A 14591-nucleotide genomic window follows, 5' to 3' on the forward strand; every position below is an offset into this window, starting at 1 on the left:
CTGCGCTAGACTAAAAATCAATGAGTTCCGCAACCGCGGCCGGGAAAATCCCTTTCCGGCCGCGGCGGCGTTTTAGTGGGTAAGGCAGACATGGCGAACAAGAACAGCAGGCCGGATGAGACCGATACAGCCGTGACCGGGGAGGCCGGCCCCGCCGAGGCCATCCCGGCGGCGGCTGGCACCGATGGCACGGACCTTTCCCACGACGGTGCTTCCGACGAAGCAGCAGGGTCCGCCGCCGCTGACACGGAGGCTGACGCGCCGGATGGCGCCGCTGACACGGCGGCTGACGCGCCGGATGGCGACGGGACCGAGGGCCACGCGTCGAAAAACGCAGATCCGGAATCAGCAGGCCCGGAATCAAATGTGCCGCCATCGACCGGCGCCGCGGTGCCGACTGTAACCATCACGACGGGCCCGTCAGGGGCGGACGGCTCCGCGCTAGACCTGGCCACCGCCACCACCGACCCTGCATTTACCGGCGCGGTGCAAACACTTGCGCCCGTCACGCCGGTGTCCATCCCCGCCCAACCCACCATGGCCCCCGGCATGCCGCAGTCCACCGTGGCGCCGCGGGAGGACGATGACGGCCTGGCGTTCCCGCTGCCGGCCGCGGCCGGCCATGAATCCCCAACCGCCTACGAGGCCGACTACGAGGACGCCCCTGCGGCGGCCGTGGACGGGGGAGGCCCTCCGGGGGCCAGCCCGCGACGCCAGCGCGAGGACGGCCCCGAGCCGGCTGCGGCGCTGACCAGCGACCGCCTGCTAAACAAGGCCGCCGCGCCTCCCGTGGGCGGCTGGCGGCTGTGGCTGTTCAAGGCGAGCTTTGGCTCGGTCAATGTGGGGGATTCGGACAAGGTCCGGCTGGAACGCGCACAGGAAAACCTGATTGCCTCCCGCCTGGGCGACCACACCCGATTTGTCCCCGTGCTTTCCCGCAAAGGCGGCGTGGGCAAGACCACCGTCACCACCTTGCTCGGCATGGTGCTGGCCGACACCCGCGAGGACCGCGTCATCGCCATGGATGCCAACCCTGACCGCGGCACGCTCTCGGACCGCTCGCCGGGCAGCGCCGACTTCACCGCCCGCAGCCTGGTCAAGGACCGCTTCAACGTGACATCGTTCTCGCAGCTGTCGAACTATGTGGCCCGCGACGGCTCCCGGCTTGACGTGCTGGCCAGCGACACCGACCCCACGGTGGCCCATGCCTTCGACGACTCCGACTACCGCGCCGTCACCGACATCCTGAGCAAGTACTACTCCATTGTGCTCACCGACTCCGGCACCGGCATGGTGCATTCGGTCATGAAGGGGACGCTGGAGAAGGCCGACGCCGTGGTCTTGGTTTCCGGCGGCAGCGTGGACGAGGCGCGGCTTGCGTCGGAGACATTGTCGTGGCTGGAGGCCCACGGCCGTGTTGACCTGGTCGCCAACGCCATCGTGGTCATCAACATGTCCAGCGGGGAAACCCAGGTGGACATCGACCAGATTGAGGAACACTTCAAGTCCCGGGTCAGGAACGTGCTGCGCATCCCGTATGACAAGCACCTGGCTGAAGGCTCGAGGGTTGAAGTGGCCAAGCTGCGGCCCGCGACCAGGCTGGCCGCGAAGCAATTGGCGGCACTGGTCGTGACGGAGCTTCAGCGCTCCTAAAGCCCCGAAAGGCACCGTCGTTCCCGCCTCGAGTGTCACTCCTCGGCGAGTTTCGAGATAACTCTTGTCCGCCGCGGGGCGCTCTTGCCCTTATGCAGGCTTCCTGGCCGTGTAAATCTCTTCCACCACTGCGTCGAAATCCTTCAGGACCTGGGCGCGCTTGACCTTCAGGGACGGCGTCAGGTGGCCGGAGCCTTCCGTGAAGTCGGTATCGACAATGCGAAAGGACTTGATCGATTCGGCGTGGGAGACGGATCCGTTGGCCTTGTCGACGGCACGCTGGACGGCGTCAAGGACGGCCGGTTCCTTCGCTGCCTGGGCCACCGTGATGCCCTCGGGCAGGCCGTGGTGCCGGCCCCACTGCGGCAGTGCTTCCTCATCCAAGGTGACAATGGCGGCGATGAACGGGCGGTTGTCGCCGAGGACCAGGCATTGGGAGACGATGGCGTCGGCACGGATCTGGTCCTCCAGCAGCGCGGGAACCACGTTCTTGCCGCCGGCCGTGACGATGATTTCCTTTTTCCGGCCGGTGATCTTCAGGAAGCCCTGGTCGTCGAGCTCGCCAATGTCCCCGGTGCGGAACCAGCCGTCCACAAAGGCTTCCTCGGTGAGGTCGTCGCGGCCAAAGTAGCCCTTCATGACGCACACGCCCTGGGCGAGGATCTCGCCGTCGTCGGCAATCCTGACCGCGTTGCCCGGCAGCGGGGCGCCCACGGTGCCAATCTTAATGCGCTCGGGGCGGTTGACGGTGATCGGGGCCGTGGTCTCTGTCAGTCCGTAGCCCTCCAGGATCTGCAGGCCGATGCCCTGGAAGAAGTGGCCCAGTCGTTCGCCCAGCGGGCCTCCGCCGGAGACGGCGTGGCGGACGTTGCCGCCCATGGCCGCACGGAGCTTCCCATAGACCAGCCTGTCGAACAGGGCATGCTTGGCCTTGAGCACCATCGGCACCCTGCCCCCCTGGCTGGCCCGGGAAAAGTCGATGGCTGTCTGGGCGGCCGCCGCAAAGATCTTGCCCTTGCCGTCGCCTTCGGCCTTGAGTGCGGCGGAGTTGTACACCTTTTCAAAGACCCGCGGCACGGCCAGGATGAACGTGGGCTTAAAGCTTTGCAGGTCCGGGAGAAGGTTCTTGATGTCGGGGGTGTGCCCCACCTTGGCGCCGCCGGCGATTGCCAGCACGGAAATGTAACGTGCGAAAACGTGGGCCAGCGGCAGGAACATGATGGTTTGCGAGCCCGGTGCAACCACGCTGCTCCCGAGCACTGCAAGTGCGTTTTCGCTCAGTTCCACGAAGTTGTGGTGCGTGAGCATGCAGCCCTTGGGGCGGCCGGTAGTGCCGGAGGTGTAGATGATGGTGGCGACGTCGTCGAGGCCGTTGGAGGTGCGATGGACCTCCAGGACGTCGTCGGCCACGTCGCGGCCGGCGTCGCGCAGGGCGTCCAGACCGTCGCCGTCCATCTGCCATACGTCCTTGAGCGTTGTCAGGCCCTCGTTCTGGGCGGCCTGGCGGATCACATTTTCATGGGCGGCCGTTTCGGCAATGACGGCCACCGCCTGGGAATCGCCCAGGTTCCAGGCCACCTGCGACGGAGAGGAGGTCTCGTAGATCGGCACGGATACGGCGCCGGCAAACCAGATGGCAAAATCGACCAGCGACCACTCATAGCGGGTGCGGGCCATGATGCCCACGCGGTCGCCCACCTGGATGCCGGAGGCGATCAGGCCCTTGGCGATGGCGCAGACGTCGGCATGGAACTCCTTGGCCGAAATGTCAACCCAGACGTTGTCCGCGTTGCGGCGCGAGAACAAGGGGGGATTTGTCTCCAGCCGTGCCTGGCGCAACACAAAGTCTGTGGTGTTCATGGTCCGGGGGCTGACCACCTGGGCCGGAACGGTAATCTCGCGCACTTTGGCTCCTTCGATATGACAGTCAAGCATGGCTTGGCCTTACTCTATCCGGCGCACGCTGCAGTCAGACGGACCGAATAAGTTACTCACCAGTAACATTATGTCGTTTGGATCACACATTCAATTCGGCGGTGCCGCTGCCGGGGTGGCTAGAATCGTGGAATGCAACAACCTCGCCCCGTCTTCAGCCCAACCCTGCGATTTCCGGGACGGGCGGCCGTCGGCGGCAGCTTGGCGCTGGGCATAGACATTGGTGGGACGAAAGTCGCCGCCGGCGTGGTGGACGGCCTGGGCAACATCCGCGAGGAACTTCGGCGGGACACGCCAGGGCGGGATCCGCGCGCCGTCGAAGCCGTGATCGTTGAACTGGTGCGCGAACTTGGGTCCCGGCACGAGCTGCGGAGTGTGGGCATCGGGGCCGCCGGATGGATGGACCTCGACGGCGGCACCGTCGTGTTCAGCCCGCACCTGGCCTGGCGCAACGAGCCCTTGCGCAAAAACCTGGAATCCCTGCTGTACCGCCCGGTCACGCTGGCGAACGACGCCGACGCCGCCGCATGGGCCGAATGGCGCTTTGGGGCCGGACGCGGCCACGACCGGCTGGTCTGCCTGACACTGGGCACTGGGATCGGTGGTGCGCTGGTGGTGGACGGGCGCGTTGAACGCGGCAGCTTTGGCATGGCGGGGGAATTCGGGCACCAGATCATCATGCCCGGCGGGCACCGCTGTGAGTGTGGCAACCGCGGCTGCTGGGAACAGTACGCCTCGGGCAACGCGCTGGGCAGGGAAGCACGGGAGCTGGCCCGGGCAAAGTCGCCCATGGCCACCGAACTGCTGGCCGCCGTCAATGGCCAGGCGGAAGACATCACAGGCTCAGTGGTGACGGAACTGGCACTGGCCGGCGAGGCTACCTCGAGGGAACTCGTGGAGGAAGTGGGGGACTGGCTGGGACTGGGCATCGCCAATCTTGCGGCAGCCCTGGACCCGGCCCTGTTCGTTATTGGCGGCGGACTTTCCGCGGCGGGGGACCTGCTTCTGGCCCCGACCCGTCGGGCATACGCCAAAAACCTGACCGGCCGGGGATTCCGCCAGGAGGCCTACATTGTGGGAGCCGAGCTGGGACCGGCGGCCGGGCTGATCGGTGCCGCGGACCTCTCCCGGGTCCGCCGGTCCCACCGGCTCGGCGTCCGGCGCGGCCGAAGGGGCCGCGACGGCAGGGCCCGCGGCTAGGCGCAACGAAAAAGTGCAGGCAGGTGGGAGAGCGGCCTAAACCACGGCGCCGTCGCCGCTGTCGTGGTCGCGGTTGTTCGGCAGCCGGTAGATCAGGTAGCCCGTGCCGGCCAGGAAGGCAGCTATGACCCCGATGACGCCAAGCAGCGGCATGCCGCGCCAGAAGATTGCGGCGAGCACCAGAAAAATGGGCCCGCCGGCTGCCCCGATCCAAGAGAGCATGATGGCTGGATTGGCGCCGGCCAGGCTGGGCAGGTCCTCCGGGACAAATACCTCATCGAGGTCCTCGTCGTCGTAGTCCCTGGGTCCCGTGGCCGCGGAGCCGCCAGCGCCCGTGGCCCGGGTGTAGTCGGCTTCTTCCGGTGCAGCCGCACTCTGCTGGCGCCACACCCCCAGGGGATCGAAGTCGTCGACGCCCTGGGCGGCACGGCCGTCCCCTCGGCCGGCCCCTTCCACTGGAGCACCGCCGTCGGAGGTGCCGCTGCCGGGCGGGCTGTCCATGAAGCTGTCGCCCGGTTCCTCGAGCCGGGCCACCAGGTCGAGCCAGACGGCCTCATCGCCGTCGTTTCCCCCTGTGCTGGGCGTGTCGTGTCCGTGGTCAGATTGCACCTGCATGCCTCCGGAAGAAGTCGCTGGACTGGGAAAAAATCTGCTGTGCGTCGTTGTCCAGCGTGGCCACGTGGTAGCTGTTGGACAGCGACACCACAGTGAACTCCTGTGAGCCGAGACCGGCCCTCAGCGCATCCATGCTCGATTCGGGCACCACGTGGTCCACGGTGGAGCGGAAGACCAGGGCCGGGGCCGTGACGCGGGGCAGCAGCGGGATGGTGTCGGTGAACAGCTTGGACAGCTCATGGACGGCGGCCACGGGTGTGCGCGAATAGGCGCCCTCGGTGATGCCCGGCGCCTTGATGTCGTCCCCTATGGCCGAGACGCTTTTGAGCACGTGCTTCAACAGGCCCGAATACCGGGCCCGGCGGTCGCTGAACGTCAGGCCGGGGTTGACGAGGGCGATTCCGGCCACTGCGTGCTTGGCCGCCACCCGCAAGGCGAGGGCACCGCCCATGGACAGGCCTGCCACAAAGACGGTGTCACAGCGGGAGGAGAGCTCCAGGTAGGCGGCCTCAAAGTCGCGGTACCAGTGCTCCCACGGGGTCCGGGAAAGATCCTGCCACGTCGTTCCGTGGCCGGCCAGCAGCGGCATGTTGACGGCGAAACCGGCGTCGGCCAGAAATTCCGACCAGGGCCGCATGCTGACGGGGGAGCCGGTGAATCCGTGGCTGACCGCCACACCGACCCGTGCCAAACTGCCGTGCCCGCCGGAGCGGAACGATTGCGCGGTCGCCATGGGGCCTCCATAAGTCAGGTGCCATGAGTATATGCACCAATCCGGCGCCCACACCAAAGGCGCAGTGCACCGACGTAACGACCCGGGGTGCCTCTCTTACTAGACTACTGTTGTTACGTTCGATGCGGGTGAAAGCATTGATCACCCCTGGCTGCAAACCGGCCGCGCCGGAGAGGAACTTTACAGTGATTTATTGGGTGCTCAAGAAGATCTTCCTCGGACCGGTCCTCAAAGTCCTGTTCCGCCCTTGGACGAAGGGCCTGGATAACATCCCCCTGGACGGCCCGGCCGTGCTGGCCAGCAACCACCTTTCCTTTTCGGACTCCATCTTCATGCCGTTGATGGTGCCGCGCCCCGTCGTGTTTTTGGCCAAGAGTGATTACTTCACCGGACGCGGCCTCAAGGGGCGGCTCACGGCCGCTTTCTTCAAGCTGACCAACCAGCTGCCCATGGACCGTTCGGGCGGCTCCGCGTCCGCCAATTCCCTGCAGACCGGCGTCGAGGTGCTCAACGGCGGCGGCCTGCTGGGCATTTATCCGGAAGGCACGCGCAGCCCCGACGGCCGGCTGTACCGGGGCAAGGTGGGTGTAGCCAAACTGATCCTCACCGCCAACGTGCCAGTGATTCCTGTGGCAATGATTGGCACGGACAAGGTCCAGCCCATCGGCCGGCGCATCCCCAACATACGCCGCCTGGGCGTCATCTTTGGCGAGCCCATGGACTTCAGCCGCTACCAGGGCCTGCACGACGACCGGTTCGTGCAGCGCTCGGTGACCGACGAAATCATGTACGAGCTCATGCGTCTCTCCGGGCAGGAGTATGTTGACTCCTACGCCGGCACGGTCAAGGACAGGATCGCTGCTGAGAAGGCGGCTAAGTCAGCAGGCGTTAAAGCCGGCGTCGGGAAACCCGCGGCCGCGAAGACCGAGGAAGTCGCCAAGGGTGCCGTACCGGCCAAAAAGGCCGGCGACGCCGTGCGGATTGATCCGTCCACCACCGTGGCACCGGGCACCGTCACCGTGATTGGTGCCAAGGTGGAGCCGAAGGTTCCCTTCCTCCGGGCCGAGGACGACCTCCAGGATCCGTTCCATGGCGGCAGTGTTTCGGGCGGCGGGGTTGCCGTTAAGGACGGCGGCGAGCCGGGCAATGGCACCGTCCGCGAACCGGGCCCGGATGCCGCTGGCACCGAAGCAACAGACGTCGAGGCGGCCGGTGAACCCACGAAAGCAATGGGCACGAAGGCAACGGGCGCAAAAGCAGCCGGCAGCGCAACGCCGCCGGACAAGGCACAGCCGTAACTTCCAGGCACGGCAATCCATTGAGGGGCATCCGATCCGTCCCGGCGCAGGGTGGGCCGTCAGCATTGAGGCACGCTCCGGCGTCGTGCTTCCCCTGGAGGCGGGCCCCCGATCTCATGACGTGGACGCGTTCCCGGACCGGCGGCGACGGGGGATAGTCTTGAGGGGTGACTGACCTAACTTTTCCAGCAACACCCGCACCCGCAGCCGGCCCTTCCGTCCCCGGTGCCGCTTTTTATCCCGGCCTCGACGACTGGCGCGAACTGCCCATCGCCCAGCAGCCCACTTGGTCCGATCCGGACGTTTTCTCCTCCAGCGTCAAGGAACTGTCGGCCCTGCCGCCGCTTGTCTTTGCCGGCGAGGTGGATGTGCTGCGCTCCCGCCTGGCACAGGCTGCCCAGGGCAAGGCGTTCCTGTTGCAGGGCGGCGATTGCGCCGAGACGTTCGAGGCGGCGACGGCGGACAGGATCAGTGCCCGCGTCAAGACCATCCTGCAGATGGCGGTGGTGCTCACCTACGGCGCGCAGCTGCCGGTGATCAAGATGGGGCGCATGGCCGGTCAGTTCGCGAAGCCGCGTTCCTCGAACGACGAAACCCGCGACGGCGTTACCCTGCCGGCCTACCGCGGCGACATCGTGAACGGCTTTGAATTCACACCGGAGTCGCGCAAGCACGACGCATCCCGCATGCTCAGGGCGTACCACACCTCGGCGTCGACGCTGAACCTGATTCGCGCGTTCACGCAGGGCGGCTTCGCGGACCTCCGTCTGGTGCACGAGTGGAACCGCGGCTTTACCTCGAACCCGGCGCACAGCCGCTACGAAAAGCTGGCCAAGGACATCGACCGGGCCATCAAGTTCATGGCCTCCTGCGGTGCCGATTTCGAGGCGCTGAAGACCGTTGAGTTCTTCGCCAGCCACGAGGCACTGTTGCTGGACTACGAGCGCGCATTGACCCGCATCGATTCCCGCACGGGAACGCCGTATGACACCTCCGCGCACTTCCTGTGGATCGGCGAACGCACCCGCGACCTCGACCAGGCACATGTGGACTTCCTCTCCCGTGTTCGCAACCCGATCGGTGTCAAGCTCGGCCCCACCACGTCCCCGGACGACGCGCTGCGCCTGATCGAGAAGCTGGACCCGAACCGCGAGCCCGGCCGCCTCACCTTCATTACGCGCATGGGCGCCTCCAACATCCGTGAGAAGCTGCCGAACCTGGTGGAGAAGGTCACGGCCTCCGGAGCGCAGGTGTTGTGGGTGACCGACCCCATGCACGGCAACACCGTCACCTCGCCCAACGGCTACAAGACCCGCAACTTCGACGACGTCATCGACGAGGTCCGCGGCTTCTTCGAGGTCCACCAGGGCCTCGGCACGTTCCCGGGCGGCCTGCACGTGGAAATGACCGGCGACGACGTTGCCGAGTGCCTGGGCGGCGCGGACCCCGTCGACCAGGAAGCGTTCCTGACCGGCTACGAGTCCGTGTGCGACCCCCGCCTGAACCACAAGCAGTCCCTGGAAATGGCGTTCCTCGTCGCCGGGGCGCTGGGCCAGAACAAGTAGTACCCGGCGGTCCGGCGGCCGGAGAAGACCCGGCTAGATGACCCGCAGGGTTACGGTGCTGCCTTCAGGGGCCTCCACGCCTTGGGGGTCCTGGAAGCGGACTGTGCCAAAGAAGCCGCCGAACACGTTTTCCACCTTCACCTTGAAGCCGAGGGCCTCGAGCTGGGCCCTGGCGGCGTCAACCTGCTTGCCCACCACGTCCGGCACCATGACCATCTTGGGTCCCTTGGAGATTGTCAGCGTGACTTTGCCGCCGGCCGTGAGCGTTCCATCGCCCGGCGACTGCGACACGACGGACCCGGCGGGTACCGTGGCGCTGTTGACCTGGTCGGGGGCCACGGCAGCCACCAGGCCCACCCCCTTCAAGGCGGACTGGGCATCAGCGGAGGTCCTGCCCACCAGCGACGGCACGGGGATGGGTTTGGGCCCCTTGGAGACCACCAGGTCTACCTTCGTGCCGCTCCGGAATTCGGTGCCAGGTTGGGGATTCTGGCTGACCACAGTGCCGGCCTTGGCCTTCTCGTCAAACGCCTCCGCCACGGCGCCAACGGCAAGGTGGCCGCCCGCCAGCGCCGCTTTGGCATCTGCCAGTGTCTTGCCTGCAAGTGCGGCAACCGGGTACAGGACAGGTCCCCGGGAGACAAGGATCGTCACGCCGCGAAACTTGCGCTGTTCCGTGCCGGCCGTGGGATCCGTGTCCACGACCAGCCCCGCCGCGGTCTTTTCGTTGAAGACCTCCGATGTGGCGGCCAGCTCGAATCCCTGGTCCTGAATCAGCACCTGGGCCTGCCCGACGGTTTTGTTGTGCACGTTGGGAACGGTGGCGAGGGCGCCGGGCCCAAGAGCCAGGAACCAGCCGGCCGCGGCCAGCAGGAGTCCGAGCACCGCCACCACCAGGATCCAGATGGCGGCACGCCGACGTGGGTGTGCGGAGCCCAGTGTGGTGATGGGCCGGGCGGCTGCCTTCGCGCGGTCCTTTGCTGCCGCGCGCGCCTCCCGCTTGGACAGGCCGGCCGGGGCGATTTCCGCACTTTCATGGTCGACGCCGGCGCCGGACTCCGTGCCCGCCGCGCCGAAGTGCGGGGTGTTCGTTGCGGTGTCTGCTGCGTCATCGACGTAAAGCCGGTTGGCGGCGGGAATCACGCTGGTGGGATAGAGGGGTGCGTCGATGACGGTGGTGCCGTTGGCCTGGTCGCCGGCACCGCCGTTGTCGATTGCCTCAGTTGGATTGCCCAAGGGTGTGGCGAAGCCGTCCACGGCGGCACTCAGCGCTTCCGTATCGGCGCTGCCGGGTGTCGCTGCAGACAGGGCTGCAGGGTTTCCATGCCGCCGTGTCCCGCCGGCGTCAAGTTCCTCCGGTGTCAGGGTGCGGCGGATGTGGCGCAGGTCCTCCAACAGGGACGCACCGTTGGCGGGGCGGTGGTCGGGATCCTTTTCGGTCATGTAGCGGACCAACTCATCCATTTCCGCCGGCAGTCCGGGCACGGCAGCGGAAGGCGGGGGAGCGTCGTCACGCACGTGTTGCATCGCCACGGCGATGGGTATCTTGCCTCGGAAGGGCTGTTCGCCGGTCAGCAACTCGTAAAGCATGATCCCGGCGGAGTAAATGTCGCTGCGTGCGTCTCCGCCGTCGCCATTGACCAGTTCCGGGGCTATGTACCCGACCGTGCCGAGCAGTGTCGCCGTGTTCGTCGTCGTGGTGACGGCGCGGGAGAGACCAAAGTCGCCAATCTTTACCCATCCGCTTCGGGAGATCAACACGTTCTCGGGCTTGACGTCACGGTGCACCAGCCCAGCGGCATGGGCAGCTGCCAGGCCCTCCACGATGGGGTCCAGCAGGTCAAGGGCCTGCCGCGGGGTGAGTGGCGCGCTGGAATTGATGACCTCACGCAGGGTGTGCCCGTCGATGTATTCGAGCACCAGGTACGCATGCGCCGCGCCGACGCCGTGGTCATGAATTTGCACCACGTGAGGGTGGGAAAGACTGGCCGCGCTCCACGCCTCACGCTGGAGCCGTTCGATGAACGCGTTGTCGGTGGCCAGGTGCGGGTGCAGGATCTTCAGGGCAATGTTGCGGTTGAGCCGGATGTCCTTGGCGAGATAGACAGTGGACATGCCTCCGCGCGCGACCTTGGCCAGCACCAGGTAGCGGTCATCAATGGTGGCCCCAATCAGGGGATCCAACGGCTCGTCTTGCACCCTTCGATCCTATTGGGTGAAACGTGGCGGGGCCGCCAGCAACACTCGCTGGCGGCCCCGTGCCTTCGTTGGCGGCATCCGTTTAGCGGAACTGCTTGCGGAGTGCCTGAACACTGGCCACATAGTTTTTGGTGTCGGGGTACATGCCATGAACGCTTACGGAGTATTGGCCCTGGTAGTAGCCCGCAATGGCCAGGCTCTCAGTCTTGGCGCCCTTGAGCAGCGCCCGGATGATGGCCACGCCGGCGGTGACATTGTCCTGCGGGTTGAGCAGGTTCAGCTTTCGTCCCACCAGCCCGGAGGCCCAATCGCCGGCATCGGGGATGACCTGCATGGTCCCGATGGCGTTGGCGGGGGAGACCACCTGGTGGTTGAATCCGGACTCCTGTTGCGCAAACGCCATGGCCAGGGATGGGTCAACGCCCATGCTGGCCGCAGTGCGGGCAACCATTTCCTTCATTTGTGCCCTGGTGGGGGAGGGTGCCGCGAGAAGGGCTTGCAGGTTCTTGTTTGCGTCGGCCACCACGGCGTCCGGGTAGGTGTAGTGCAGGAACGTGTTGGGCACCTTGGGTGCCGCCTGCTTGATCGGCGTGACGGAGCTGGAAGCCGCCTTGATGCCGGGGATGGTCAGGGTCTTGCCCGCGTAGATGGTGCCGTTGACGGAGATGCCGTTCGCGGAGGCCAGCGCCTGCAGGCCCACGCCATGCCTGGAGGCGATGGCGGAAAGGGTGTCGCCCGATTTGATGACGTACCTGCTCCCGGAAGAGGGGGCGGCGCTGGACGCCTTGGCCGGGGTGGCAGCAGCCTTGGCGGCCGGGGCTGCCGCCGATGCACCGAGCCTGATGACCTGTCCGGGATAGATGATGCCGTTGACCGAGATGCCGTTCGCAGAGGCAAGTGCCGCCAGACCCACTCCGTGCCTGGCCGCAATCCCGGAGAGAGTGTCGCCTGACTTGATGACGTACGTTTTTCCGGTGGCCGGTTTGGCGCTGGACGCCTTGGCTGGAGCGGGGGCTGCGGCCCGGGCGGGCGCAGGGGCGGCCGATGCGCCGAGCTTGATGACCTGGCCCGGATGGATGATGGTGGCATTGTTCATGCCATTGGCGGCGAGCACCGCAGCGGTGGACAGGCCGTGCCGGGCGGCAATGGCGCTGATGGTGTCCCCGCTCTTCACCACGTACCTTGCCGTGGAGGAGCTGCCTGCAGTTTTTGCGGGGGCAGTCGGTGCAGCTGGAGCGCTTCCGGCGGTGAGCTTGATCTGCTGGCCGGGATAAATGATGGTCGTGGCGCTGAGTTTGTTGAGGGCAAGCACGGCGCTGGTGGAGAGACCGTGGCGTGCGGCAATGGCGGAGATGGTGTCGCCCGCCGCCACCTTGTAGGTCTTCATGGCCGGTGACTGGGGGGCAATGCGCGATGGAAGGGACCCGGCCACCACTGAGGTGGGGATGCCGGCCACTCTCTGCGCCGCCTTGACGGCAGTGGCAAGCCCGCCCTGGGTGAGCGCGGAGGGAAGAATTTTGGGCCCCGTGGGGGCAGGCGCCGCAGCGGCAGGGTGAGCCAGTGCCAGTGAGGAAAGCATAACGACGGGAATGGCGGCCGTGGCAACAGCCGCCAATTGCTTGCCGCTGGCATACACGGGCCGGGAAGGACGTGGGGAAGTCATGGGTGCGATCCTCTGGTTTCCGGGACGGTTGGTGCTAGTGGTGATGGTGTTACTTGTGTGACTATTGTGAATTTACACCAAATTCGCCCAAGTGACAGTCCCGTGGGGACAAACGATCGAAAATACATCCGTGTAATTCTCTCGGCGCCATGCGGCCGCCCTGTCATGGTGTGCGCCGGCGCCAATCCTGTGGGAACCTAGAACACGTGAGTAATGTTGAAAATGTAGTCAGTGAATGGTTGCCGCTGCCGGACGTCGCACTAAAGCTCGACGTGTCCGTAACCAAGGTCCATGCCCTCGTCAAGGACGGCTCCCTGCTGGCCGCCCGCGTGGGCGAACGCTCGATCCGCGCCGTACCGGCCGGCTTCTTCATCGACGACCACATTGTGGAGAGCCTGCGCGGCACCATTACGGTCCTCCATGACGCGGGTTTCGACGACGAAGAGGCCATCACCTGGCTGTTCACCCCTGACGATTCCCTGCCGGGCCGTCCCATCGACGCCCTGCACGAAGGCCGCAAGACCGAAATCCGCCGCCGCGCCGCCGCCCTGGGCTGGTAGCAGCCACGACTTTCGCCCTTCCAGGCTAGGACGTGCGCGAAACGGCGCTCCGGCCAAGCGCTGACAGGGCAGCCGCTATGGCGCCGTCGATCGGCAGGCCAGCCAAGGCAGTGAATGCGGTGCTGCTCAGTGCGGAGATCATCTCTTCCGTCCCGGCCAGGGCCCCGGAATCTACCATGATGGAACACAGCCTGCCGATCTCGGCGTCGCTCAGGTCCTGACGCCCCAGGTGTGTGTCTACAAATTCACGCTCCGGTTCACCGGCAGCGTCGATGGTCAGGCCCACCAGCACGGTGCGCTTGCCTTCGCGGAGGTCATCTCCGGCGGGCTTGCCCGTCTGGGCCGGGTCGCCAAAGACTCCCAGGACATCGTCGCGCAGCTGGAAAGCCTCACCGAGCGGCAGGGCGAACGCGCTGTAGCCGGACAGCAGTTCGGGGGACGCCCCGGCCAGTGCGCCGCCAAGCACCAGCGGGTGTTCGGATGAATACTTGGCGCTCTTGAAGCGGATGATGGCAGACGCCCGGGCCACGGCCGTGCCGTGCGGCTTGGTGGGACCCGAAACTTCCTCGAGGATGTCGAGATATTGTCCGGCCATGACTTCTGTTCGCATCAGGTTAAACACCGCGCGGGCGCGGCTGCCGGCGCCGGCGCCGATGGCGGCGAACATTTCCTCGCTGAACGACAGGCACAGGTCCCCGGTGAGAATGGCGGCCGCGTGGCCAAAGCGTTCCTCGTCCAGGGACCATCCGTGCCTGCCGTGCAGGGTCCCGAACTGGCGGTGGACGCTGGGGCCGCCGCGACGGGTGTCCGAACGGTCGATAATGTCGTCATGGATCAGTGCGGCCGCCTGAAACAGTTCCAGCGAGGCCCCGGCCATGATGATCTCCTCGGCGCCCGGCGCGCCGCCGGCACCGCGCCAGCCCCAGTAACACAGGAGCGCACGCATGCGCTTACCGCCCGTCACGAGGGACGCGATGGAGTCCACCAGCACCAGGGAGTCCGTGGAGATGCCCGCCAGCAGCATGCTCTTTTCTGCCAGGAATGCCGTCAGCTTCCCTGCCACCGCGGTGACAAACGCCTCCTGTTCGGCGGCCGTTGATTCCTGGGGGGTGGCGGCAAATGCGGTCATGCTTGGTGGGTCCTTGCTGTGTGAGGTTTCGGCCCCGCGGC

10 protein-coding genes and 1 pseudogene are annotated in these 14591 nt (G+C 66.3%); 5 read left to right on the forward strand and 6 right to left on the reverse strand.

Annotation, left to right across the window (positions count from 1 at the left end; translation table 11 throughout):
* Positions 1-90 precede the first annotated feature (90 nt).
* A complete protein-coding gene (locus tag CVV68_RS11640; protein ID WP_245933486.1) occupies positions 91-1653 on the forward strand; it encodes a MinD/ParA family ATP-binding protein in 1563 nt (520 codons plus the stop codon).
* 90 nt (positions 1654-1743) lie between these two features.
* Here the strand turns inward: CVV68_RS11640 and CVV68_RS11645 are convergent, their stop codons facing one another.
* A complete protein-coding gene (locus CVV68_RS11645) occupies positions 1744-3558 on the reverse strand; it encodes an AMP-dependent synthetase/ligase (RefSeq protein WP_110501172.1) in 1815 nt (604 codons plus the stop codon).
* Positions 3559-3720: 162 nt separating this feature from the next.
* Here CVV68_RS11645 and CVV68_RS11650 point away from each other — a divergent pair, with 162 nt between their 5' ends.
* Entirely contained in the window at positions 3721-4788 is a 1068-nt protein-coding gene (locus CVV68_RS11650; RefSeq protein ID WP_110501173.1) for an ROK family glucokinase, read from the forward strand.
* 36 nt (positions 4789-4824) lie between these two features.
* Here the strand turns inward: CVV68_RS11650 and CVV68_RS11655 are convergent, their stop codons facing one another.
* Positions 4825-5403 (reverse strand): hypothetical protein, encoded by a 579-nt coding sequence (locus CVV68_RS11655; protein ID WP_110501174.1) that lies wholly within the window; start codon positions 5401-5403, stop codon positions 4825-4827.
* A complete protein-coding gene (locus CVV68_RS11660) occupies positions 5387-6136 on the reverse strand; it encodes an alpha/beta hydrolase (protein ID WP_110501175.1) in 750 nt (249 codons plus the stop codon). The genes CVV68_RS11655 and CVV68_RS11660 overlap by 17 nt, the downstream gene beginning before the upstream one ends.
* Positions 6137-6321: 185 nt before the next feature.
* On the opposite strand from CVV68_RS11660, the pseudogene CVV68_RS11665 reads away from it, so the two are divergent.
* Positions 6322-7002, forward strand: a pseudogene (locus CVV68_RS11665) (lysophospholipid acyltransferase family protein); the annotation flags it as partial.
* Between the two features lie 599 nt (positions 7003-7601).
* The gene (locus CVV68_RS11670) at positions 7602-8999 is read left to right on the forward strand and encodes a class II 3-deoxy-7-phosphoheptulonate synthase (protein WP_110501176.1); all 1398 of its coding nucleotides are present in this window, start codon (positions 7602-7604) and stop codon (positions 8997-8999) included.
* Positions 9000-9032: 33 nt separating this feature from the next.
* On the opposite strand, the gene CVV68_RS11675 is transcribed toward CVV68_RS11670, so the two are convergent.
* Positions 9033-11198: a Stk1 family PASTA domain-containing Ser/Thr kinase gene (locus CVV68_RS11675; RefSeq protein ID WP_110501177.1), complete on the reverse strand. Its 2166-nt coding sequence runs from the start codon at positions 11196-11198 to the stop codon at positions 9033-9035.
* Between the two features lie 82 nt (positions 11199-11280).
* On the reverse strand, positions 11281-12861 hold the full coding sequence (locus CVV68_RS11680) for a LysM peptidoglycan-binding domain-containing protein (RefSeq protein WP_110501178.1): 1581 nt from the start codon (positions 12859-12861) through the stop codon (positions 11281-11283).
* Positions 12862-13067: 206 nt separating this feature from the next.
* Between CVV68_RS11680 and CVV68_RS11685 the strand changes: the two genes are divergently transcribed.
* A complete protein-coding gene (locus tag CVV68_RS11685) occupies positions 13068-13421 on the forward strand; it encodes an Rv2175c family DNA-binding protein (protein ID WP_110501179.1) in 354 nt (117 codons plus the stop codon).
* Positions 13422-13446: 25 nt separating this feature from the next.
* On the opposite strand, the gene CVV68_RS11690 is transcribed toward CVV68_RS11685, so the two are convergent.
* Positions 13447-14550, reverse strand: a complete 1104-nt coding sequence (locus tag CVV68_RS11690; RefSeq protein ID WP_110501180.1) for a polyprenyl synthetase family protein — start codon at positions 14548-14550, stop codon at positions 13447-13449.
* Between the last annotated feature and the right edge of the window lie 41 nt (positions 14551-14591).

The organism is Arthrobacter livingstonensis (assembly GCF_003219815.1).
Taxonomy (GTDB): Bacteria; Actinomycetota; Actinomycetes; order Actinomycetales; family Micrococcaceae; genus Specibacter; species Specibacter livingstonensis.

Bases quoted from the DNA above. Each gene is read 5' to 3' on its own strand.
- CVV68_RS11655 (WP_110501174.1), bottom strand. From the start codon at position 5,403: ATGCAGGTGCAATCTGACCACGGACACGACACGCCCAGCACAGGGGGA.
- CVV68_RS11680 (WP_110501178.1), bottom strand. From the start codon at position 12,861: ATGACTTCCCCACGTCCTTCCCGGCCCGTGTATGCCAGCGGCAAGCAA.
- CVV68_RS11690 (WP_110501180.1), bottom strand. From the start codon at position 14,550: ATGACCGCATTTGCCGCCACCCCCCAGGAATCAACGGCCGCCGAACAG.
- CVV68_RS11640 (WP_245933486.1), top strand. From the start codon at position 91: ATGGCGAACAAGAACAGCAGGCCGGATGAGACCGATACAGCCGTGACC.
- CVV68_RS11650 (WP_110501173.1), top strand. From the start codon at position 3,721: ATGCAACAACCTCGCCCCGTCTTCAGCCCAACCCTGCGATTTCCGGGA.
- CVV68_RS11660 (WP_110501175.1), bottom strand. From the start codon at position 6,136: ATGGCGACCGCGCAATCGTTCCGCTCCGGCGGGCACGGCAGTTTGGCA.